The 22510-nt window shown below is 66.6% G+C and carries 14 protein-coding genes; 6 read left to right on the top strand and 8 right to left on the bottom strand.

Features of this window, described 5'->3' with window-relative positions:
* The first annotated feature begins 3 nt into the window (after positions 1–3).
* Complete coding sequence (locus tag ACB030_RS02325) at positions 4–1086, top strand: amonabactin ABC transporter permease subunit 1 (RefSeq protein WP_371157709.1); 1083 nt, start codon at positions 4–6, stop codon at positions 1084–1086.
* 43 nt (positions 1087–1129) lie between these two features.
* The gene (locus tag ACB030_RS02330; protein ID WP_371157711.1) at positions 1130–1924 is read left to right on the top strand and encodes an amonabactin ABC transporter ATP-binding protein; all 795 of its coding nucleotides are present in this window, start codon (positions 1130–1132) and stop codon (positions 1922–1924) included.
* A gap of 58 nt (positions 1925–1982) precedes the next feature.
* Here ACB030_RS02330 and ACB030_RS02335 read toward each other — a convergent pair whose 3' ends face one another.
* Positions 1983–2708: a 4'-phosphopantetheinyl transferase gene (locus ACB030_RS02335; RefSeq protein ID WP_371157713.1), complete on the bottom strand. Its 726-nt coding sequence runs from the start codon at positions 2706–2708 to the stop codon at positions 1983–1985.
* Between the two features lie 210 nt (positions 2709–2918).
* Here ACB030_RS02335 and ACB030_RS02340 point away from each other — a divergent pair, with 210 nt between their 5' ends.
* A complete protein-coding gene (locus ACB030_RS02340; protein WP_371157715.1) occupies positions 2919–3857 on the top strand; it encodes an ABC transporter substrate-binding protein in 939 nt (312 codons plus the stop codon).
* A 75-nt stretch (positions 3858–3932) separates the two neighbouring features.
* Here the strand turns inward: ACB030_RS02340 and ACB030_RS02345 are convergent, their stop codons facing one another.
* The 7 genes from ACB030_RS02345 to ACB030_RS02375 all read right to left on the bottom strand — a co-directional run bounded on the left by ACB030_RS02345 (position 3933) and on the right by ACB030_RS02375 (position 19477).
* Positions 3933–5480, bottom strand: a complete 1548-nt coding sequence (locus ACB030_RS02345; RefSeq protein WP_371157717.1) for an amino acid adenylation domain-containing protein — start codon at positions 5478–5480, stop codon at positions 3933–3935.
* Positions 5477–11749 (bottom strand): amonabactin biosynthesis non-ribosomal peptide synthetase AmoG, encoded by a 6273-nt coding sequence (gene amoG, locus ACB030_RS02350; protein ID WP_371157719.1) that lies wholly within the window; start codon positions 11747–11749, stop codon positions 5477–5479. Before amoG ends, ACB030_RS02345 begins: the two co-directional genes overlap by 4 nt.
* Positions 11750–11763: 14 nt before the next feature.
* The gene (gene amoA / locus ACB030_RS02355; RefSeq protein WP_371157721.1) at positions 11764–12513 is read right to left on the bottom strand and encodes an amonabactin biosynthesis protein AmoA; all 750 of its coding nucleotides are present in this window, start codon (positions 12511–12513) and stop codon (positions 11764–11766) included.
* A gap of 29 nt (positions 12514–12542) precedes the next feature.
* Positions 12543–15632, bottom strand: a complete 3090-nt coding sequence (amoF, locus tag ACB030_RS02360) for an amonabactin biosynthesis non-ribosomal peptide synthetase AmoF (protein WP_371157723.1) — start codon at positions 15630–15632, stop codon at positions 12543–12545.
* The gene (gene amoB / locus ACB030_RS02365) at positions 15629–16552 is read right to left on the bottom strand and encodes an amonabactin biosynthesis bifunctional protein AmoB (protein ID WP_371157725.1); all 924 of its coding nucleotides are present in this window, start codon (positions 16550–16552) and stop codon (positions 15629–15631) included. Before amoB ends, amoF begins: the two co-directional genes overlap by 4 nt.
* A 23-nt stretch (positions 16553–16575) precedes the next feature.
* Complete coding sequence (gene amoE / locus ACB030_RS02370) at positions 16576–18237, bottom strand: amonabactin biosynthesis (2,3-dihydroxybenzoyl)adenylate synthase AmoE (RefSeq protein ID WP_371157727.1); 1662 nt, start codon at positions 18235–18237, stop codon at positions 16576–16578.
* Between the two features lie 76 nt (positions 18238–18313).
* Positions 18314–19477 (bottom strand): isochorismate synthase MenF, encoded by a 1164-nt coding sequence (locus tag ACB030_RS02375; protein WP_371157729.1) that lies wholly within the window; start codon positions 19475–19477, stop codon positions 18314–18316.
* A 25-nt stretch (positions 19478–19502) separates the two neighbouring features.
* On the opposite strand from ACB030_RS02375, the gene ACB030_RS02380 reads away from it, so the two are divergent.
* The 3 genes from ACB030_RS02380 to ACB030_RS02390 all read left to right on the top strand — a co-directional run bounded on the left by ACB030_RS02380 (position 19503) and on the right by ACB030_RS02390 (position 22496).
* The gene (locus ACB030_RS02380) at positions 19503–19670 is read left to right on the top strand and encodes a hypothetical protein (RefSeq protein WP_371157731.1); all 168 of its coding nucleotides are present in this window, start codon (positions 19503–19505) and stop codon (positions 19668–19670) included.
* Positions 19671–19798: 128 nt separating this feature from the next.
* Complete coding sequence (locus ACB030_RS02385) at positions 19799–20350, top strand: lipoprotein (protein ID WP_205641549.1); 552 nt, start codon at positions 19799–19801, stop codon at positions 20348–20350.
* Positions 20351–20498: 148 nt separating this feature from the next.
* Positions 20499–22496 carry a hypothetical protein gene (locus ACB030_RS02390; protein ID WP_371157733.1) on the top strand — a complete coding sequence of 666 codons (1998 nt, stop codon included), beginning with the start codon at positions 20499–20501 and terminating at the stop codon, positions 22494–22496.
* Positions 22497–22510: the final 14 nt, after the last annotated feature.

Here is a 22510-nt window from a genome sequence, read left to right on the forward strand (position 1 = left end):
CCCATGAACAACCCCATGAATGACACCCTGCCGGGCTCCCTGCCCGAGACCTCACTCCCCACCGGCACCCTGCTCTTGCGCCTCGGCCGCCGCACCCTGCTGCTGGAGCGCCGCGCCTGGCTCGTCACCCTGGCGCTGGTGCTCGCCCTCACCCTGCTCTCCCTGCTGGCCCTGACCCTGGGCTCAGGCAAGATCACCATGCCGGGGGTGATCCAGACACTGCTTGGAGAGGGGAGCCGGCTCGACCAGGTGACAGTGTTCAAGATCCGGCTGCCGCGCATCGTCGCCGTGCTGGTGGCTGGCGCCGCCATGGGCCTCTCCGGCTGCCTGGTGCAGACCCTGGTCCGCAACCGCCTCGCCACCCCGGACATGATAGGGGTCAACGAGGGGGCGTCCCTTGCCATCATCATCTTCTCCCTCTACCTGACCCTCGGCAGCTGGCCCTGGTGGGCCGCCCCCTTCGGCGCCCTGTTTGCCGCCGCCGTGCTCTATGCCCTGTGCAACAAGCCGGGGGAGCAGGGCTACCTGTTCGTGGTGATCGGCATCGGCGTCTCCGAGCTGATGAACGCCATCGGCCAGTTCGCCATGTCCACCCAGTCCCTGGTGCACCTCACCAGCCTTTATCTCTGGAACATGGGCAACTTCGTCGGCCAGGGCTACGGCACTGTGCTGCCGGTGGGTATACTCATCCTGCTCATCTGCCCCTGGGTCGTCTATCTCTCCCGCGCCCTCGGCGTGCTGCGTCTCGGCCCCGTCACCGCCAGAACCCTGGGGGTGAACGTGAACCGGGTGCAGCTCGGGGTGCTGGCCCAGGCCATCATAGTCGCGGCCCTTGGCACCGCCATCGGCGGCCCCGTGGTCTTCATCGCCATGGCGGCCCCCATACTCGCCTCCTGGCTCTCCCGGGATCGCATAGTACCGCTCTGGATTGCGGCCCTGTGCGGCGCCCTGATGCTGCTCGCCAGCGACACCCTGGTGCGGGTGCTGGCCAGCCCCCATGAGGTGGCCACCGGCATCATGACCCGCATTCTCGGCGGCCTGCTGCTGCTGTTCATCCTGATCAAAGACAGACAACGGGCGGACTGACCATGCCATTCATCCATTTCCAAGACAGACCGAGGGCCGCCTGATGACGCTCACCGTGAATCGACTCCATTTCGGCTATCAGCACAAGGCCATCTTCAAGGAGATCTCCCTCTCCATCCCCCAGGGCAAGCTGGTGGGCATCGTCGGCCCCAACGGGGGCGGCAAGTCCACCCTGCTCAAACTGCTGGCGGGCCAGGAGCAGCCCCAGTCCGGGGAGATACTGCTCAAGGGCAGGCCCCTGGGAAGCTATGGCATGAAGGCCCTGGCCCGGGAGCTGGCCTACCTGCCCCAGCGCCCCCTGGTGCCGCCCGGCATCCGGGTCGAGCAGCTGGTGCAGTACGGCCGCCATCCCCATCAGGGCTGGTTCACCCAGTGGAGCGAGGAGGACGCCCGCATGGTGGGCTGGGCCAGGGAGCGGATGCAGCTCGATGCCATCTGGCAGCAGAGCGCCAATTCGCTGTCCGGCGGCCAGGCCCAGCGGGTCTGGCTCGCCATGGTGCTGGCCCAGGATGCGGATCTCATCTTGCTGGACGAGCCCACCAGCGCCCTGGACATAGGCCACCAGACCGAGGTGATGGAGGCCATCCACAGGGTCGCCGCCGAGGGCAAGACGGTGCTCATCGTCATCCATGATCTCGCCACCGCCGCCCGCTACTGCGACGAGCTGATTGCCCTGGGGGACGGCGGCATCCAGGCCATGGGCCCGGCCCGGGAGGTGGTGACCAAGTCCCTCATCGATAGGCTCTACCAGACCGACGTGGACATACTGCACGCCCCCGGCGACGGTGCCCCCGTCATAGTGCCCCGCAGGCGCGTCGACCATGCGCAGTCGGCCTGAGCCGGATAGCAAGAAACCGCCTGATGGCGGTTTCTTTGTCTGGGCCGAAGCCTCACTCTCATAGCAACAATGCGGTGAGCACGCCCCCCGGCAGCGGCTGCCAGCGCAGGGTGCAGCGCCAGCCAGCCGGCAGGGCCGGCGTCAGCGAGACCTTCAGCTCGAGGGTGAGGCTCTGGGCCGTCATCCCCAGCCAGCGGGCATCGAGAAAGTCGAAGTAGCGCCCCACCCTGGGATGGAGCGCCTTGAACAGGCTCTCCTTGGCGGAAAACACCAGGGTCAGCCCTCCGGCCCTGTCCAGCCCTACCGCGCGGGCCCCGGCCTCCAGCTGCCCCCACTCATCCTCATCGACTATGCCGGGCCAGAGCTGCGCCGCTTGGCAGGCCTCGAGCCAGGCCTCCAGATCCAGCCCCATCCCCCCCTGGGCGGGGCGCACCCCACAGAGTGCCACCCCCTGCCCCGCCAGCTGGCTGTGGCTGATGCTCCCCTCCATCCCCACAGGCCACAGGGGCTCGCGGGCGCTCCCGATGGCAACGCTGCATCCCGCAAGGCCAAAGGGGCGCAGGGCCTCGCGGGCCGCGAGGCGCCCGGCCAGAAACTCCCCCAGCCGCTTGGGGGCCGCCCCTTGCAGGCTGGCGGGCAGCGCCATGCCGTGGGCCGCGAAGCAGGCGGGGGTAAAGGCGGCGGCATCGAAGCAGATGCGATGCAGGGTCAAGGGGGGCGTACCCGGCAGCAGCAGGCGATCCCGTTGCAAAAGGAAGGCGGTGAGAGGGGATAAGGGGGGCATCTGGGCTCCTCGCAATGGAGCCTTATGGTAACAAAACCGCCAGGGTCGGCACCACAAATACAAATGACAATGTTTCTCACTTGCGCTTCTGTGATAGCATGTCCCCGCCCATTTGGACCCCGGTTTTAGGCTGACTGGCAGGCACGACCAACAGGGGCCGTCCTGCATGGGCCAAGCGTGCCGCCGATTTCACCCATTAAGGATGTAACCATGAAGATCTTCTCCCCCCTGGCCGCCGCGCTCATGCTGGCCAGTCTGGTCGGCTTTCAGGCCCAGGCAGGCACCCGCCAGGTGCTCGATGCCAACGGCCAGACCCACACTGTCCCCGATGCGCCCCAGCGGGTCGTGGTGCTGAGCGAGCTCGATCTCGACAGCGCCCTCACCCTGGGGGTGCAACCGGTCGGCACAGTCAACGGCCGCGGCCAGTCCACCCTGCCCCGCTATCTGCTGGACATGGCGGGCAAGGAGATCCAGGTGGTCGGGGATCTGGACAACCCCAATCTGGAGAAACTCATCGATCTGGAGCCCGACCTCATCCTCACCGGCCAGACCAAGCCAGAGCTGCTGGCCCTGCTCAAGGAGATAGCCCCCACAGTCGTCACCGGCAACTGGGGCGAGCCCTGGAAAACCGTGTTCAACCGCAGTGCCAATGTGATGAACAAGGAGGCCGAGGCCAAGGCCTTCCTCGCCCGGTATGACGCCCGCCTGGCAGAGGCCCGCAGCAAGCTCGCCAAGCACCAGGGGGAGCAGGTGAGCATAGTGCGCTGGAACCCCAAGGGGCCTAGCTACATGCATGGCGGCACCTTCGCCAGCAGCGTGGTCACCGAGATGGGACTGGCTCGCCCTGCCCACCAGATCGGCGACAAGAGCCCCCACTCCCCGGCGCTGAGCCTCGAATCCCTCAACCTGCTGGACGGTGACTGGCTGGTGGTCGGCACCCTGAGCACCAGCGGCGATGCGGTGGATGCCATGAAGCAGGCCGAGCAGACCCCGGCCTTCCAGCAACTCGGCGCCATCAAGGGCAAGCGCTTCGGTGCCGTGGACGGGTCGCTCTGGACCTCCACCGGCGGCCCCCAGGCGGCGCTCAAGGTGATCGACGACGTCGAGCAGCTGCTCACCAAGCCGGACGCGGCCCCCATTGCGCACTGATCCCCATCTCGATTGACTGCCAACAAGAAGCCCGCTTGATGCGGGCTTCTTGTTATCCATGGCTCGGCAGGACGCCTACTCCGGCAGAGGCAGCGCCTTTCTATCCAGTTTGCCGCTGCCGGTCTTGGGCAGGGCATCCAGCAGGATAAGTCGCGCCGGGACCATGTAGTGAGGGAGCGTGGCCTGCAGCCCCTTGCGCAGGGCCAGCCGGTTGAGGGTCACCCCGCTTTTCGCCTCCACATAGCCCACCAGCATGGCCTCGTCCCCCTCGCCCACCAGGCGCACCGCCGCCTCCTGCACCCCGGGTTGACGGCGCAGGCCCGCCTCCACCTCCCCGAGTTCGATGCGAAAGCCCCGCAGCTTGACTTGATCGTCCCGCCGCCCCAGGTAGAGGAAGCTGTCCGCCCCAAGCAGTCGCACCCGATCGCCGGTGCGATAGAGGCGATGGCTCTCCAGGCGCAGGAAGGCGGTCGCCGTCAGGGCAGGCTTGCGCCAGTACCCCTCGCACAGGGCCGGGCTCTCGATGCAGAGCTCACCGCACTCCCCCTCGGCCACCGGCTGCCCCGCCTCGTCCAGCACCCAGTGGCGATAGCCGGGCAGGCTGTGGCCTATGGTGATCTGCCCCCCTGCCGGTGGCAAGCGCACCTCGCTCACCAGAGACCAGACGGTGGCCTCGGTGGGCCCGTAGCAGTTCCACAACCGCCGGGTGCGGGCACAAAGCTGCTCGGCCAATCCCATATCCAGCGCCTCGCCGCCGCACAGGGCGGTGAGGGTATTGCGCCCCTGCCAGCCAGCCTTGAGCAGTATGCGCCAGCAGGCCGGGGTGGCCTGCAGCCAGTTGATGGAAGGATCTGCCGCCAGCAGGGCCAGCATCCCCAGGGGATCCTTGTTGTGCTCGCCGCCGGCCACCGTCAGCCGACCACCGCCCCAGAGCGGCCCCAGCATCTCCAGCAAGGAGATGTCGAAGGCCGGGGTGGTGATAAAGAGCCAATGGCAGTTGGGTGATAGCCCGAGCCGCTCGCGGATCCCGTCGAGGAAGCAGAGCAGGGCCCGGCGGCTGATGACCACCCCCTTGGGCTCGCCGGTGGAGCCCGAGGTGAACATCATGTAGGCGGCCAGGGCGTCATCCACCCTGGGCCAGGAGAGAGCCCCGCCGGGGGCCGGCCCCTTGAGGGGGCGCAGGGGGCAACCGAAATCCGGGGTCCCCGCCTCCTCATCGCAGATCACCGCCGAGAGCCTGGCCTGGCGGGCTATCCCCTGCAGCCGCGCCAGGGGAAAGTCAGGTTCGAGCGGCACGAAGCAGAGGCCGAGCCGCAGGCAGGCCAGCAGGCTGGCCACCAGATCCGGGCTGCGGGAGAGATAGAGGCCGACCCGCTCCCCCACCGCCAGCCCCTGCAGGCGGGCGGCGACGTGCTCGACCCGCCCATTGAGCGCACCGTAGCTGAGCCACTGCCCTGCGGTTTCACCGTCACGGGTCTCTGCCATTTCCACACTCATGCCCACGCCCAGGCGAAGGGCGGGGGCCAGCGGGGTGGCGACGAGGCAAGCCGCCAGCCGAGAGCCGAGGGAGTGCTCCCTGGCCCCGGCGCCCGCCCCCTTGCCTGAGCCTATCGCCATCGTCATAGCACCTCCTCGGGCTGGCGCACCAGCCAATGGTTGAACAGCCGGCTGGGGGAGCCATATCTCTTGAGATCCCCCAGGGTGAGGGGGACCCGCCCATCGGCAAAGGCCTCATTGAGGGCCGCCAGCAGGGCGAGCTGCTGCACCGAGTCCACCCCAAGATCCTGCAGGCTCTGCTGCCAGACCCCTGGCACGCCGCCATGACGCTGCCACAGATCCACCAGGGAGCGGGCCGCCACAGGGATATCAGCCAGGCAGGGCTCAGCCCCTGCGGCGGGCGCGGCCACCTCTGTCGTCAGACTCGGCGCCTCGGGTCTGGCCGATTGCGCCAGATTCGCCTGCGCCAGCCATTCCAGCTCTCTTATCCAGTCGGCCAGCACGGCCTCGGCCTTCGCCATGGGGATCTGATCCCCATCGAACTCGAGACGCAGGTTGAGCTGGCCGCCACGGGCATTGACCACCAGGGAGAGCGGCAGCTCCACCTTCTCCACCACGGCGCCAAAGCGCGGCACCAGCTGGTGGGGCTCGGGGGCGGCAGGGGCCGCCGGCATGGGGTAGTTCTCGAACACGAACAGGCTCTGGAACAGACGCGCCCGGCCTTTCGTCAGCGCCGCCAGCGACTGGGTGCCGTGCTCGTTGAGGGCCATCAGGTCGGTCTGCAACCGGGCGATATGCTCGGCCAGGCTCAGCTCGGTGCGCCACGCCAACGCCAACGGCAGGCTGTTGATGTAGAGGCCGACGCTCTGGGTGATCCCCTCGATGGGGTAGTCACGGCCCGGGGTCACGTTCCCCACCAGGGTGACGGCATCGCCCGAGCGGCGCGCCAGCAGACGATGCCAGGCATATTGAGCCAACAGGCCCGCTGTCACGCCAAGATCGCGGGCACGGCTCTCCAGCTGGCGCGACAGCGCCGGTGCCAGAGGCTGGCCGCACACCGCAGGCCGATGCTGGGTATGGCGCCCGCTTGAGCCCGCGTCCAGCGTCACCCCGAACAGGCAGGCGAGATCGTTAGGCTTTGTTAGCAGCTCCTCCCGCCCCTGCCAGTAAGCCTCGGCGCTGCGGTTCTGGCTCACGATATGGCGGCCAAATTCGAGCCAGGCGGTATCCGGCTCGCCCTGCGGCAACAGGCCGTTCATCAACGCCTGATAGCCGCGATGCAGCGCCCCCAGCAACACCGGGCCGCTCCAGCCATCCAGCACACAGTGATGGGCGCTGAAGATAACCTTGTGGTGATCGGGGGCCAGTTTGAAGCAGGCAAGGCGCAGCAGAGGTGCCTGCTCGAGCGGGATCGGGCGGGCCAGATCCTGCTGGCGATAGGCCTGGATCCGTGCCTCTGCCTCTCCCACCGCATTTCCCACCTCGGATAAGTCCTCATAGTGGAACGGCAGCTCGGCACGCTTCATGATGCGCTGCAGCGCGACTCCGTCCGCCAGCACCAGTTCGCTGCGAAGGGCCGGCCAGCGGGCGATCTGCCCCTGCCAGGCCTGACGGTAGACCGCCACGTCCAGCGGCTGGTAGTACTCGATCTCGGTCTGCAGGTGATAAGCCGTGTCACCGGGCACCAACGCCCTGTGATGGAGCATGCTCTGCTGAAGCGAGGTCATGGGCAGCAGGGTCTCCACCTCGCGCCCGTTCAGCACCCGATCGAGCGCAGCTTGCGAGAGGCCAAGCCCCGGGAAGTCGCTCGGGGTGTGGCGCGGGGCCGCCCGGGTGCAGCAGTGCTCCACCAGCGCCGTCAGGTTGTCCGCCAGCCGCGCCATCAGGGCGTCGCTCGCCTGCTGGTTGAGGGCGCCCACCTGGCGCAGGGTGAGGCGGCCATCATAGACGCCCCCGTGCAGGCTGATCAGCTCCCGCGGCAGGTTGTCAGGGGACGTGGGTGCCCCCGGCGCCAGCGGCAGGGGCTGCCAGGCTTGAGCGGCCTCGCCCTGATGGCTGACCCCCAGGTAATTGAAGACCACCAGAGCTTCGGGCAGTGCCCAGCCACGTGGGTGGTGCAGCCGCAGGGCGTTGAAGCCCACCCCCTTGTCCGGCACGGCGCGCAGCTGCTCCTTGGTGGCGCACACCAGCGCATCCCAGGCCCCGGCATCCGCCAGCGCCAGCGGGTAGGTGCTGGTGAACCAGCCCAGGGTACGGCTCACGTCGAGTTCAGCATCGATGGCCTCGCGGCCGTGCCCTTCCAGCATCACGCAGTGACGGCTGCCGTAACCCTGCTCGCTCAGGGTACGGGTCAGTGCCGCCAGCAGCAGATCGGGCACCCGGGTGAAGTAGGCCTGGTTGGCGGTGTCGATAAGACGAGCCGTGGTCTCCTGACTCAGTTGCAGCAGGCTGGCGGCGGCGCGACCATCGGCGGCACGTTGCGCCGAGAGCAAGCCTGACTCGCAGCCCTCCCCCTGAGCCAGCCAGAAGCCCATCTGCTCCTCTTCCCGTTTGGCGTAGGCCGCGAGCCCCTCGCCCCACTGGCGATAGCTGCTGCCCTTGGCGGGCAGCGGCTCGCCCCTGCTCACCCGAGCGAGATCCTCGGCCAGAATGCGCCAGGAGACGGCATCGATGACCAGGTGGTGGAAGGCGAGGAAGAGCCCCTCCACCGTCTCCCCGTCCACCGTCAAATTGTGCAGGCGGGCCCAGGCCAGGGTATGGCCACAGGCAGGATCGAGATCTCCCTGCAGCTCGCTCAGTCGGGCCTGCAGCTCGGCCTCATCCAGGCTGCCGGCATCCAGGGTCGGCAGCGGCGGCAATGGCAGCTCGGCCAGGTAGCGCTGGCCGGTCGGGGTCACCGCCAGGCGCAGGGCATCGTGGTGCTGGCGCAGGGCATCCAGCCAGCCGCGCAGGGCCTCGTCTTCCACCCCGGCCGGCAGGCGCAGTATCACCCCCTGGTTCCAGTGACCGGACTTGGCAAAGCCTTGCTCGAAGAACCAGTGCTGAATGGGGTGAAGCGGGAACTCGCCGGTCAGGCTGCCCTGCTCGCTCCTGTGATTGACCGCCTGCTGCTGGCCGAGCTGGCGGCAGAGGCGGCGCACCGTCTTGGCTTCGAACACGTCCTTCACGCTGCAGTGCAGCCCCGCATCCCGCAGCCTGGTGGTGAGCTGGATGCTGAGGATGGAGTCACCCCCCAGACGGAAGAAATCATCCTCCACCCCGAGCGGTTGTTTAAGCACCCCTTGCCAGATGGCGAGTACGGTCTGCTCCAGTTCGTTTTGCGGCTCGCCCTTGCTCTGCTGCCAGACGATGGCGGGCAGACGGCGCAAGTCCAGCTTGCCGTTGGGGGTGAGGGGCATCTCGGGCAGCCAGCAGAGGCGTGCCGGCACCATGTATTCGGGCAAGCACTCGCCGGCCCGCTGCAGCAGGGCATCGCCGTCGGGCTCGTTTTCCCCCGCCTGCAGACAGGCGTACGCCAGCAGGCGCCCCTCCTGCACCACCACCTTGATCTGGCGCATCGCCGGGCACAGCGAGGCAATCTGGGTCTCTATCTCCCCCGGCTCGATGCGATAGCCGCGCAGCTTGATCTGCTCGTCTATCCGGCCCAGATACTGGATGTTGCCATCGCGGCGCCTGAGGGCCCGATCGCCGGTGCGATAGAGGCGATGGGTACGTTCCTCATTCGTTGCATCAAAGGCCAGCTCGATAAAGGCCTCCTGGGTGCGCTCTGGCAGATTGAGGTAGCCGCGGGCCAGCCCCAGCCCCGCCAGGCAGAGCTCGCCGGGCACCCCCACCGGGCAGAGGTTGCCCCCTTCGTCCAGGATCAGCGCTTTTAAATTGCTGATGGGCTGGCCTATGGTGATGGGCTGACCCGGCACGAGCCGCGCGCAGAGCGCCGTGACTGTGCACTCGGTCGGGCCGTACATGTTAAAGAGTGCTACCCGCCCCCCCCAGCGTTCCACCAGGCTGCTCGGGCACGCCTCACCGCCAAAACCGATGGCCTTGAGGGAACCGAGATCCGCCGCTGGCAATAGATTTGCCAACAGCGCCGTGGGCAGGATCATATGGCTGGCACCGCAAGCGATCGCGGCACCGATCACCCCTTCGCCTGGCTCGCCGAAGTGCAGGGCCGCGCCGCAGTAGAGCGGCAGCAAGCTGGTCATGTTGCCCGCATCAAACGAGAGGGACATGCAGTTGAACATGGCACCATTCTGATCAAGGGCGATGCGCTCGCCGTGATCCGCCATCAGGTTGACCAGGCTGCCCTGCTCCACCATGACCCCCTTGGGCAAGCCGGTGCTGCCGGAGGTGTAGATGATCTGGGCCAGCATGGCGGCGTCCCGAGGCAGTGCGGGCGTGCTGGTTGGCATCTTATCCAGCGCCAGCTGGTGCAGGTTGTGGTAACCGGCATCTGTGCCCTTGATGGCCTCGGCAAGCCGGGCATCCGGCTCTCCCCCGAGCACCAGCGCAATACTGGCGTCGCTCAGGATATGGGCCAGCCGCTCGGCAGGATAGGCAGGGTCGAGGGGCACATAGGCCGCCCCCGCCTTCCAGCAGGCGAGCAGGGCAATGACGAAGGCGACATCGCGTCTCGCCTGGATGCCGATGGCGGCGCCCGGGGTGACGCCCTGGGCCACCAGCCAGTGGGCCAGCCGGTTGGCACGCACCTCCAGCTCGCCATAGGTCAACGATTGCGCACCGTCGCTCACCGCCAGCGCGTCCGGCAACTGCGTGGCCCGCCGCTCGATATGACAGAGCAGGGTGTCGCGACTCGGGTAGTCCGGCGGCAGGTCGGCAAGCTCGGCGGCGAGCGCGGCCTGGTCGGTGCCCGCCTCCAGCGGCAGTTGCCAGATGTCGGTCTCGGGGGCCGCCACCACGGCGCGCATCAGGTGCAGAAGACGATCGGCATAAGCCTGGATGGTCTCTCGCTTGAACAGGGCGGTGGCAAACAGCCAGTCCACCCTGACGCAGTCCATCAGCTCGGTCACCTTGACCGAGATGTCGGTCTTGGCCGGCAGCACAGGCGAGGTCTCCTCCACCAGCTGGCAGCCGGGGATGAGATCGTTGAAGTCCACCTTGGCCTGATAGACCAGCATGATCTGGAAGATGGGGTTGATGGCGGTGGTGCGATCGGCGCCGATGGCCTCGGCCAGCGCCTCGAAGCGGTAGAGCTGGTGATCGAAGGCCGCCAGATCCTCCTCCCGGCACTGCTGCAGATAGTCGACAAAGCTGGGCCGCCCTGTCAGCTGGGTTCTCAGCACCAGGGTATTGACGAAAAAGCCCACCAGGGACTCGATTTCGTGGCGCTCGCGATAGGCGAGCGGGGTGCCGATCACCACCTCCTTCTCGCCGCTCTGGCGCACCATCAGCAGGGCAAACAGGGCGTGCAGACCGATGAAGTTGGAGGTGCTGTGGCGCTGACAGAGGCGCTTGAAGCTCTCCCACAGGGCATTGTCTATGGTGGAGAAGACCAGCTCGCCGCCGCTGTCCTGATGGGCCGGGCGCGGCTTGTCGAGCGGCAGACCGTGCACCTCGGGGCTGCCACCGAGCCGGTCGACCCAGAACGGCTTGAACTCGGCGTGATAATCGAGAAAACGGTCCGAATTGAACCAGCGGGCATAGTCGATGTAGGTGAGCGGCAGTTCGCTCACCTGCAGGGGCTCGCGGTTCTGATGGGCAAGAAAGGCGCGCTTGAGATCCGCGAACATGTTCTTGACCGACCAGCCGTCGGAGATGATGTGGTGCTGGGTGATCAGCAGCACGTGCTCGCGGCTGCCCAGCCGTATTAGGTGCACCCGGCTGAGATCCCCCCGGGTCAGGGAGAAGGGGCGCCCTATCTCCTCGCGCACCCGGCGGGTCACATAGGCCTCGCGCTCGCCTGCGGGCTGCTCGCTCACGTCCTCGATATGCAGCGTGAAGGGCGCATGAGGCAGGATCTCCTGCGCCCCCCTGCCCGCTTCGTCCTTGATGAAGCGGGTACGCATGCTGGGGTGGCGGGCAAACAGGTGGTCGAAGGCAAACTCCAGCGCCGCCGTGTCCAGCTCTCCCTTAACGCGAAAATAGACCGGCATATTGTAGAGGTGGGAGGCCTCCTCGTACTGCTCGATAAACCAGAGCCCGCTCTGGGAGGACGAGAGCGGCCCCTGCAAGGCCCCCTCGGAGGCGATGGGCGCCTCGAAGGCGGCGCGGGCCGCCAGGCAGCGCACCAGCTCATCCTTATGGGCCTTGATGGTGGCGCCGATGACCGGCGTCACCGCCTCCTTGCTCGACTGAGAAATCAGCTGCCCTTTCTCGTTGAGGGCCAGCTTGACGCCCTGCCGTTCCAGCTGTTTCAACAGCAAAATCATATTGTTCATCTGTTTATCAAGCCTCAGGCACTCAGGGTGGCGCCGCCGTCGACGACCAGATCCTGCAGCGTGATGTGGCTGGCCAGATCCGAGGCCAGGAAGAGGACGGTATGGGCGATCTCCGCCGGGGTGGCTACCTTGCGCAGGGGGATGCCGAGCTTGAACTGCTCCGGCAACCCGGCAATGGTGCGGGCCATGGCCTCCTCGCTTGGCAGCATGCCCCGCAGCATGGGGGTATCCGTCGAGCCCGGCGACACCAGGTTGGCGCGCACGCCGAAGGGGGCCAGCTCCAGCCCCACCGTCTGGGTCAGGCTGGTGACCGCCGCCTTGGAGGCGCAATAGGCCGCCATCTGCATGCGCGGCACATGGGCGGCGTTGGAGCCGATGGTGACGATGGCGCCGCGCCTCTGCCCCTTGAAGTGGGGCGCCAGGGCCCGCAGCAGATAGAAGACGCCGCTGGCGTTGACCGTCATGCAGTCGTGCCAGTCGTCATCGCTCAGGGCGTCGGTGGGGCCGAGGCGCAAGACCCCGGCCCCGTTCACCAGCACATCGAGCCCGCCGTCCGCCAGCAGCGCTGCGCAGCAGGCGTTGACCGCCTTAGAATCGCCGATATCGAGCAGCCGGGTGGTATAGGGGTAGTCGGCTTCGGGAAACGCCAGATCCAGCCCCACCACGGTGGCGCCGGCCGCCACGAACTGCATCGCCACCTCGCGGCCGATGCCGCGCCCGGCTCCGGTCACCCAGACCCGCTTGCCAGTGAAATCAAACGCCATTTTTTGCGGCTCCTTCGTCATCTTGCCCATCACCAGACCATCTCCACGCTCTCTTCGTCCTCGGCAAGCAGGCCGTCGAGGAAGCGGCAGAAGTCGTCGAGGCGCGGGTGATCGAACACATCGGAGACCTTGACCTGCACCCCAAACTCGGCGCCGAGCCGGTTCACTATCTGGATGGTCTGCAGGGACTGGCCCCCCAGTTCGAAGAAGTTGTCGGCGGGCGCCATGGTGGCGAGCCCCAGGATCTGCTGCCAGATGGCGCCGACCCGGTTCTCGGTCTCGCTGCCAAGAGTCAACACCTCGCCACCCGCCTGGTATGCGGCCAGCAGCCCCTTGCGATTCAGCTTGTTGGAGCCGGTGCGGGGCAGCTGGTCATAGTGGCGATAATCGGTGGGGATCATGGCGGCGGGCAGCACCCTGGCAAGCTGCGCCTTGATGACCCGGCTGTCGCGCTCAGGCCCCGCCACGAAGGCCACCAGCCGGCGTACGCTGCCGATGCTCACTCCCTGCACGCAGGCCTCGTCCACCCCGGGCAGAGCCAGCAGCTGGGCCTCTACCTCACCGGGCTGGATGCGATAGCCGCTGATCTTGAATTCGTTGTCGCGCCGGCCCAGATAGACCAGCCGGCCGGCCGACAGCCGCACCCGATCGCCTGTGCGATAGACGGGCAGCGCCTGGGCGCCGACCCTAAGGGTCTCAAAGCTCCCCTGCACGTCCCCCACATAGCCGTTGGCAAGCTGTGGGCCGAGCAGCACCAGCTCCCCCTCGCTGGCAGGCTGTTCCCCTGCCCCCAGAATGAGCGCCTGCATGCCGGGCAGCGGCAGACCGATGGGCAGCTGGGCCTGGTTCGGGTCTTCCTGCTGCAGCTCCTGGGTGGTCACCACCACTGTGGTTTCGGTGGGGCCGTAGGTGTTGAAGAGGCGCACATCGGAGCGGCCCTGGCGCTGCCACTGGGCCAGCTGCTCGGGGTAGACCGCCTCGCCGCCGATGATGACGGTGGCCAGATTGGCAGGAATGTGAGCCTGGCCCGCCGTCAGCGCCACCACCCATTCGTTCCAGAACGCGGTGGGCAGATCGAGGTGGGTGATCCCCATCTGCTCCACCCCGGCCGCAAAGGCGGGCATGGATTCGAGCAGGGCGTCGGTGCGCAGCACCAGGGTGGCGCCGGCGCTCAAGGTGGCGAACACCTCCTCGATGCTGGCATCAAAATTGAAGGGGGCGAATTGCAGCATCCGCGCGTCTTCATCCAGGTGATAACGGCAGCGGGCGGCGGCGGCGAAGTGATCCAGGGCGCCGTGGCTGACCGCCACCCCCTTGGGCAGACCGGTGGAGCCCGAGGTGAACATCAGGTAGGCGACGGCGCGGCCGGCGGCCGGCTGGTTGAGCCGATCGCCGCTCACCAGATCCCCCGCCAGGAGGGTGCGCCCCTCAAACAGGCTGGCCAGCTTGTGACGATACTCGGCCTGGGTGATCAGGGTATTGACCTCGCCCAGGCGCAGTATATGGCCCTGGCGCTCCAGCGGCTGCTCTGGATCGAGCGGCACGTAGACGGCGCCCACCAGCAGCACAGCCAGCTGGGCGAAGATGGCCTGGGGAGAGCGGGCCAACATGACCCCCACCTTGTCGCCGGGGGCGACGCCTTCGGCCTGCAGGGCGGCCGCCATCTGTTCGGCTCTGGCCAGCAGCGCCTCGTAGCTGAAGCGGGCCTCTCCCTGCTCCAGCGCTACCTTGTCCGGGGTCTGGGCGGCGAAGTGGCAGAGCGCTTCCAGCACCGGCCGCACCTGGAGAGCCTCATGGGCGGGGCCGGCGATCAGGGCCCTGGCTCGCTGCTCGGCCAGCCAGTCGGCCTTGAGGGTCCCTTGCGTCTGGGCGGGCTCGGCCAGCCAGCGTCCCAGCAGGGCAAACAGGGTATCGGCGATGGCCGCCAGATCTCCCTGCTGGTAGCAGCCGGGGTTGGCATCCAGATCCAGGCGTGGCTGGCCATCGACGCCGACCTGCACTTCGATGGTGAGATCCTCCACCGGGCCGGCGCTGATGTTGAGAATATGGGCACTGAGCGGCCCGAAGCGGCGGGCGTGATCGAAGGGCATGATGTTGACCAGGGGGCCGAACAGGCGCTTGTCGCCCCCCACCAGGCCAAGGTCGCGGCGCAGCAGTTCGTAGCGGTAGTGCTGGTGTTTGCGCACCCCGCGCTTGGCCTTGGCCACGGCGCCGGCGGCGCCCGCCAGATCCAGTTCCTCACCAAGATCGAGAGCCAGGGGGGTGATGTTCATCTGCATGCAGGGCACGGTCAGCGACGCCGAGCCGATGCGGTTCATCATCATCAGGCCGAGCAGGGTCTGGCGCTGGCCGCTCGAAAGCGACAGCTGTGCCGAGAGGCCGGCCAGCAGCAGATCGGGCCAGCCCAGCTTGTGTTCGTCGGCAAAGCCGGTCAGGGATTGCCAGAGCGCCGCCGGCAGCGGACGGCTCTCGCGGATAAATTCGGCGGCGATGGGCGCGCGGGTCTCGCCAAAGGACTTCACCTCGGGCCAGGCCTGCAATTGCTCCTGCCAGAAGCTGCGGGCGGCGGCGTTCTTGCCGCTTAGCTCGCGGCTCGCCTCTTCGGCCAGCACCTCAGCCAGAGAGCCAAAGGGGGATGGGGAGTTCATCTCACCGGCCAGCCCCTCTGCATACAGCTCGGCGATGCGCTGGAACAGCAAGGTGGTGCCAAAGCCATCGAGGGCGATGTGGTGCACGCAGCTGTAGAGATAATCGCGGCCGGGGCCGCGCAGCAGGGCGAAGCGGCAGGGAGCCTCTTCGGTCAGTTTGAACGGGCGGCGCAGATCGGCCCAGGCCCAGGAACGGGCCAGGGTCTCGTCATCGCGCTCGAGGGAGACCTCTTCATAGGCCAGGGGCAGCTCGTGCGAGACGAAGCAGACCGCCTCCTTATCGTCTTCGAAGTGGCCCTTGAGCGCCTCGCACTCCCCCACCGCCCTGGCGAGGGCTGCGGCCAGCACGGCCGCCTCGACCTTGCCGTCGAAGGCGATGCACTCGGCGGTGTTGAACATCGCCTTGTCGTCATTGAGCAGATGTCCGGACCAGAGCCCCTGCTGGGGGATGGTCAAGGGGAAGCGGTTCATGGGGTCACCTCCAGCGCCTGGGCTGCCAGCCTGGTCTCGATGAGGCGCCACCAGCCGTTGAGGGTCGGCAGCTTGGCCAAGTCCACGAAGCCGAGCTCCACCCCGGCGGCGCGCCACTCGGTGAGCAGGGCCATGATCCGCACCGAATCCAGACCGTAGTCGATGAGGTTCTCGTCGGGGTCAAACTCCCCTTCCTCCTCGTCGATATGACTCAGCAGCCGCGCCTTGAGCCCTTCGTACGTCAGCAGCGGATTGGTGGGCAACGAATTGGTCTGGGCGGCAGAAGCGGAAGCCGGGGCCAGGGCCAGCACCTCCTCGCAGGGGATCACCTTGCCGCAGCGGGTCGCCACGTAGTCGAGCGCCATCTGGTGGTCGGCCAGGGAGAAGTCCGCCACCCCGTCCGCCAGGAAGAAGGGCTGGATGTCGCGCATGAAGGCGTCGCAGGCGGTCATCATGCAGCCGATATGGCCGTAAATGCCGCCGATGATCAGCTGATCCCGCCCCTGACTTTCAAGCATCTGCTCGAGCTCGGAGCGCTGGAAGGCGCTGTAGCGCCACTTGACCAGCACGGTGTCGTCCCGCTCCGGGCGCAGGGCGGCCACCACCTGCTGCTGTTCGGGCCGTTTGTTGAGCCCCGGGCCCCACATGTCATTGAGCAGGGCGCGATCTTCGGGGGATTGATCCTTGGGCTGGGCGGTGTAGAAGACCGGGATGCCGAGGGCCTTGCACTGCTTGCGCACGGCGGCCAGGCGCTCGGTCAGGGCCGCGATCAGTGGGCTGTTCTCGCCGTAGAAGGCGGTGAAGTACTCCTGCATGTCGTGGATCAGCAGGGCGGCGCGTTTGGGGCTCAGGGTCCAGTCGACCTTGTTGGCCTTCCACTGGCTGGGCATGGCGTAATTGTTCAGGGTTGGGATAGCCATAACGTCATGATTCCTTTTTAGTTTTATGCTGTTGTCAGGGGCTGGTTGGCGGCGATGGCGTGCGCAATGCGTGCCCGCAGCCCCTGCTTGTCAATCTTGCCCACCGCCGTCATGGGCAGGGCGTCCAGGGTTTCGAAACGGTCGGGCAGCTTGAAGTCCGCCACCCCGCGCTCACGCAGAAACTTGCGCAAGGCCAGCGGCTTCAAGGCGGGATCCGTGCTGACGATAAAGGCGCAGCTCTTCTCCCCCATGGCGCTGTCGGGCATGGAGACCAGGGCCGCATGGGTGATGGCCGGGTGGTGCAGCAGCTGGTTTTCCACCTCTTCCGCCGCGATCTTCTCGCCGCCTCTGTTGATCTGATCCTTCTGCCGCCCCACCACGGTGAGGTAACCCTCGGCATCCTGTACCACCAGATCGCCGGAGCAGTAGAAGCCCTCGCTATCGAACACCCGGGCGTTGTGGGCCGAGCTCTGGTAGTAGCCGCGGAAGGTATAGGGGCCACGGGTGTGCAGGGCGCCAGGCTCGCCGGGGGCAACCGGGTTGCCCGCCTCATCGAGGATGCGTACCTCGTCGTCCGGGCTCATGGGGCGGCCCTGGGTGTGGATCACCTTCTCGTCCGGGTCGTCCAGCCGGGTGTAGTTGACCAGCCCTTCCGCCATGCCGAACACCTGCTGCAGCCGGCAGCCGAGCAGCGGCCCTATCTTGCTGGCCACAGCCTCCCCCAGCTTGGCGCCACCCACTTGCAGCAAGTCGAGACTCTCGAGCTGAGTGCGCGCAGCGGAGTCAGCTTCCGCTGCCTGCAGCCAGAGGGAGACCGCCGGCGGCACCAGCGAGGTGAGATTGACCCGGTGGCGGGCGATCAGCGGGAAACAGCTGATGGGGCTGGGATCGGGGGCGAGCACCACGGTGCCGCCCGCCTCGAATACTCCCAGGGCACCCGGGGAGCTCAGGGGGAAGTTGTGGGGTGCCGGCAGGGCGCACAGATAGCGGGTGTGGGGCCCCAATTCACAGATTTCATTGCTGCGGCGCACGCTGTAGAGGTAGTCGTCGTGGGTGCGGGGGATGAGCTTGGGGGTGCCGGTGCTGCCGCCGGAGAGCTGGAAGAAGGCCACCTCGTCCGCCGGGGTCGGGCTACATTTCACCGGCTCACTCTCACCCTGCTTCGCCAACCAGTGAGTCAACCCCAGCTCCCCCCCATCGCCATCCAGCAGCACCAGTTCGGCGCCGATGGTTGTCAGCAGCTCGCTCTCGCGACACTTGCTCGCAAACAGCGGATGGGCCAGCGAGCCGATAAAGAGGCGGGGAGTGATCTGCTCGGCATAAGAGAGAAGCTCCAGCCGATTGTGGCTAAAGAGCGCGTTGACCGGCGCGATGCCGGCCTTGAGCAGGGCGAAGAACACCAGATAGAACTCGGCCACGTTGGGGAGCTGCACCAGCGCGGTGTCCCCCACCCCCAGGCCGTGGCGGGCCAGATTCGCGGCCAGCCGGCTCGAGGCAGCGTCCAGCTCGCCATAGCTGAAGCGACGCTCGCCGCAGAGAATGGCCTCGGCCTCGGGGGCCAGTTCGTACTGGCGCGCCAGCATGGCGGTCAGCGGCTCGCCGCGCCAATAGCCCTTGGCTCGGTACAACTCCGCTAACGCTTCAGGCCAGCGGGTATAGGGCAGGAAACGTCGAGTCTCGCTCATTGCGCCACCTCCGGGCTCAGGCCCAGGGCTTTCAGATTCGGCTGCCCGCTCAGCCAGCCCAGATATTGACGCTGGCTCATTGCGCTACCTCCAAATCCAGGCCCAGGGCTTTTAGCATGGTCCCCAGCTTGGTGCCGGTCTCGGCCCACTCCATGGCGGGATCCGAACCCGCGACTATACCGGCGCCGGCAAACAGCTCCACCTGATGGCCATCAAGCACGCCGCAGCGGATCACTACGGCCCACTCGCCGTTGCCCTGGCTGTCGCACCAGCCGACGATGCCGCTGAACAGAGCGCGCCGGAAGGGCTCCTGCTCGCGAATGAACTGTCGGGCGAGATCGGTGGGATAGCCGCACAGGGCCGGAGTGGGATGCAACTGGCAGGCCAGGGAGAGCACTGAGGCGTCGCTGCCGTGCAACTGACCCGCTATGGGGGTGCCCAGATGCCAGAGGGTGTCCGTGCTCATCAGGGTGGGTTTTTGGGGGATCGCCAGCTCGCGGCAATGAGGGGTCAGCACCCGGCGGATCTCGTCGATCACCAACTTGTGTTCATGCTGATCCTTGCGAGAGGCCAGCAGATCCCGGGCCACCGCCTCGTCCTGCACCGGCTCACTCGCCCGTCTGGCGGAACCCGCCAGCGGGTGGGTGAACACCTCTCCCCCGCTGACACGCAGCAGCAGCTCGGGGCTGGCCCCAAGCAGTCGGCGGCCCTGACCGAGCGGCAGGGAGAAGTGGAAGGCGTGGGGATTCTGGGCCATCAGGTGGGCCAGCACCCGCTCGGGGTCGGCGGGCTTGTGCAGGGTAAGGGTGAGCTTGCGTGACAGCACCACCTTGGCGAGCTTGCCTTGGGCGAACGCATCCAGCGCAGCACTGACCGAGGCCTTGAATTCACCCGCAGCCGGGGTGCTCTGCACCGAAATGACGCTGTTGGTCTCGGTGGCCTGCTCTTTTGGCGCAGCACGCTCCCCCCGCTCATAGCGGCCGGGCACATAGAGACAGGAGGCTTCCGCCGGATCGAAGGCGAAGGCACCGATGAGCAAGGGGTTGGCCTGGCCGGCGGCCCTGGCGGCATCGAGGGCCCGGGTTATCTGCTGCGCCAGCAGGGGCCAGTCACCGGCAGGGGTCGCTATGGGTTGACCCAGATCATAGGCACCAAGGCTCCCCTGGCCTGAGGTAAACAAGAAGTCTGGCGGTGTGTCCGCCTCGGCAGGTGCGCCATTTTCCATTACTCGAGTATTCACGTTACACCCTCAAAGAAGATTCAAAATGATAATGATTATCATTTTGACTTTGTGCGGCGGTAAAATACTCGCTTTGAAATCACGGGGTCAATGGGATTTTGAGTCGGTAAAACAGGAGCCTGTCTGTGGATATTGGCACTATGGCGCCGCGGCGGGCCTGCTGGCGCAGGGGATGACAACGCTACTCGAATGAACACGGATTGCCATCCCCATATGGGGGATGCGACAGAAACGGGGTCAGGCTGCCCTACTGGCGGCCGACCCGCTTTGCCCCTAAGATGGCGCCATCTGTTGTTGCCACCCATTTGATGGAACCTTCCCATGTTAAAGCACCTGCTTCTGCTCCCCTTCGCCCTGCTGCTGGCGGCCTGCTCTCTCACCCAGTACAGCGTCAGCGAGGGGGAGATAAACCAGTACCTCAAGGAGCGAGTCGCCTTCGAGAAACAGCTGGGGATCCCCGGCATCATGTCGAGCAAGATCCGCCTGGACGACATGGAGAGTCGCATCGGTCGCACCCGCGCCGATCGGGTCGAGCTGGATGCCGCCGGTGATCTGCAGGTCGCAAGTCCCCTTGGCAGCCAGCAGATGAAGATCCGCCTCTCCCTCAGTGCCCGCCCGGACTATGTGGCGGAGCAGGGCGCCATCTACCTGCGCGATCTCGAACTCATCTCGGTCAAGACAGAGCCGGCCGACGTGGGCGCCGCCCTCACCCCGCTGCTGCCCACCTTCAACCAGTCCCTCTCCCTCTTCCTCTCCCAGACCCCCGTCTATCGGCTCGATGGCAGCCGCAAGAACGAGGCGCGTATCAAGGAGAAGGTCGAGGCCCTCAAGGTGGAGCCGGGTCGCCTGGTGATCCCCTTCAAGCTGATGTAACCCCTGTAGCCGCGCCCCCCTCTCCCCAGCACACCGGGGCGCGGTTTTTCGCTTCTAAAGTTCCCTCCCTTGCCTCATAATGCACACCATTCTCATTTAGATTCATGAGAAGCGTCATAATAAAATCAAACATATGGGTGAAAAGGACATGAGAAAGACCGTACTGGTGCAGGCGATCGCCTGTGCACTGCTCAGCAGCGCCGCGCACGCTGCCGTCAAGGTGGAAGACAAGACCTTCAACACCGCCGCCAGCATGTTGGCCTATACCGAATTCGAACTCTCCGGCGAGCCGCTGGCCGAAGCGCTGGGGCTGGATCTGGACGTGCTGGACGCCAACCGTGCCGATGAACCGACCCCCTTCGACTTCGCCGCCGGCATCGAATCCTACGAGTACTCCGAAGAGGCGATGTACGCCCTCAACTACCAGTCCGGCATGGGCCCGCATCTGGTGAACGGGCCGCAGAACCTGGCCCGTGGCGGCACCCTGGCCGACCTTGGCCAGCGGGTGCTGGCCATGGCCGATGCGGTCGGCTTCCCGGCCGATGAAGTGCCCCAGGGCATGTATCCCCTCTCCCTGCCCTACGCCTCCGCCAACCCGGAGTTCGCCCAGGCGGTGAACGCATCCCCGGTCAACGGCGATCAGCTCACCATCAAGACCGCCAAGGGCACGGAAAAATCGGTCAAGACCCAGGTGCCGGCCTACTTCCGCGACTACGCCACCCTGCGCTGGAGCGGCAGTGACAACCTGCTGGTGCCGGCGGCCGTGGGCGGCATCCTGCTCAAGGAGGTGATGTGGTCCCAGGACTTCCTCGGCGGCATGCACGTGGCCGAGAGCGATGAAGAGGTAGAAGCCGCGTCCGCCACCATGGATCAGGATGGCAAGCACAAGCTCGGCGTCTCCGCCGCCGACGGCTTCAACGGCATGATGCTGACCGAGCAGTCCATCGACAAGCTGGCCATACTGCAGAACCAGCTCGGCTTCGACGGCAAGCAGCTCGGCGCCAAGGTAAGCCCCCAGTACGATCCGGCCAAGGGGGTCGTCTACTTCCCCCATCAGGTGAAAGTGACCGAAACCAGCAAGAACGACGTCGGTGCCATCGGCAAGCTGGAGGTGGTGGACGGCTCCGCCCAGCTGCGCGATGCCTGGATGCTGCTGTGGCCCCTCTCCGAGTTCTACGCCTTCAGCGATCAGCGCAGCGCCAACACCAACCAGAACCCGGCCTTCCACGCCGTGTTTGACGGCGCCCCCTTCGCCGCCGCGCCGGCCGCCAACAAGGCCAATGATCTGGGCAAGGCGGTGGCGGGCAGCGATGCCTTCTCCCTGGCGCTGAATCTCTCCAACCTGACCTTCAAAAACCTGGCCGCCCTGCACTTCGAGCCCAAGGCCGGTACCCTGGTGGACAGCTGGCAAGGGGGCAAGCAGGGCACTCATGTCACCACCTTCGACGCCGCCTACGCCCTGGTTGCCCTGCAGATCTTCCAGCGCGCCCAGGATGCCCTGCCGGTCGGCTACGCCGCCGGTGACAATGGCGAGCTGAACCTCAAGACCCGGCAGGGTCAACAGGCGCTCGAGCTGGTACGCAAGCAGGCTGACTTCATCCTCGGCAAGCTGGTGGGCAAGAACGGCCTGGTCCACGACGGCCTGACCCTGGGCGGAGCGCTGGACGCCGGTCAATCCATAGAGGCGCAATTTGCCGCCATCCGTGGCCTGACCGCCGCCTTCCTGGCCACCTCGGATGCCAAGTACCGCACTGCCGCACGGGATCTCTTCATCGCCACCGACAAGGCCTACTTCAATGCCAAGGCGGGTACCTGGCTGGCGGGCAAGCAGGGTGAATACACCCCCTGGACCCAGGCCGCCATCTCCGGCGCCCTGCGCTCCGCCATGCTGAACCTGCGCAACGAAGGGGCCGAGAAGGCGCCCGAGCTGGAGCTGGCCAAGCTGACCCAGCAGTACGTCAGCTGGTTCCGTGGCACCGTCAACGGCGGCATGCAGATGGCCGAGTGGGTCGGCGACTCCGGCGAGAACGTCATCGAGGGTGCCGGTGGTGACACCGACGAAGACGGCGTCCCCCAGGTGACCGCCGCCGGTGGCAAGCACGGCACCGCCATGGTGATGGCCGGCAAGGCCATCGTCAGCGAATAAGTCAGCGATGACGA

The sequence above is a fragment of the Aeromonas sp. S16(2024) genome, assembly GCF_041403065.1.
GTDB lineage: Bacteria > Pseudomonadota > Gammaproteobacteria > Enterobacterales > Aeromonadaceae > Aeromonas.

What these genes read in the sequence shown, in the direction of transcription:
- ACB030_RS02325 (WP_371157709.1), top strand. Translation starts at nt 4, where the DNA reads ATGAACAACCCCATGAATGACACCCTGCCGGGCTCCCTGCCCGAGACC.
- ACB030_RS02330 (WP_371157711.1), top strand. Translation starts at nt 1,130, where the DNA reads ATGACGCTCACCGTGAATCGACTCCATTTCGGCTATCAGCACAAGGCC.
- ACB030_RS02335 (WP_371157713.1), bottom strand. Translation starts at nt 2,708, where the DNA reads ATGCCCCCCTTATCCCCTCTCACCGCCTTCCTTTTGCAACGGGATCGC.
- ACB030_RS02340 (WP_371157715.1), top strand. Translation starts at nt 2,919, where the DNA reads ATGAAGATCTTCTCCCCCCTGGCCGCCGCGCTCATGCTGGCCAGTCTG.
- ACB030_RS02345 (WP_371157717.1), bottom strand. Translation starts at nt 5,480, where the DNA reads ATGACGATGGCGATAGGCTCAGGCAAGGGGGCGGGCGCCGGGGCCAGG.
- amoG (WP_371157719.1), bottom strand. Translation starts at nt 11,749, where the DNA reads ATGAACAATATGATTTTGCTGTTGAAACAGCTGGAACGGCAGGGCGTC.
- amoA (WP_371157721.1), bottom strand. Translation starts at nt 12,513, where the DNA reads ATGGCGTTTGATTTCACTGGCAAGCGGGTCTGGGTGACCGGAGCCGGG.
- amoF (WP_371157723.1), bottom strand. Translation starts at nt 15,632, where the DNA reads ATGAACCGCTTCCCCTTGACCATCCCCCAGCAGGGGCTCTGGTCCGGA.
- amoB (WP_371157725.1), bottom strand. Translation starts at nt 16,552, where the DNA reads ATGGCTATCCCAACCCTGAACAATTACGCCATGCCCAGCCAGTGGAAG.
- amoE (WP_371157727.1), bottom strand. Translation starts at nt 18,237, where the DNA reads ATGAGCGAGACTCGACGTTTCCTGCCCTATACCCGCTGGCCTGAAGCG.
- ACB030_RS02380 (WP_371157731.1), top strand. Translation starts at nt 19,503, where the DNA reads ATGATAATGATTATCATTTTGACTTTGTGCGGCGGTAAAATACTCGCT.
- ACB030_RS02385 (WP_205641549.1), top strand. Translation starts at nt 19,799, where the DNA reads ATGTTAAAGCACCTGCTTCTGCTCCCCTTCGCCCTGCTGCTGGCGGCC.
- ACB030_RS02390 (WP_371157733.1), top strand. Translation starts at nt 20,499, where the DNA reads ATGAGAAAGACCGTACTGGTGCAGGCGATCGCCTGTGCACTGCTCAGC.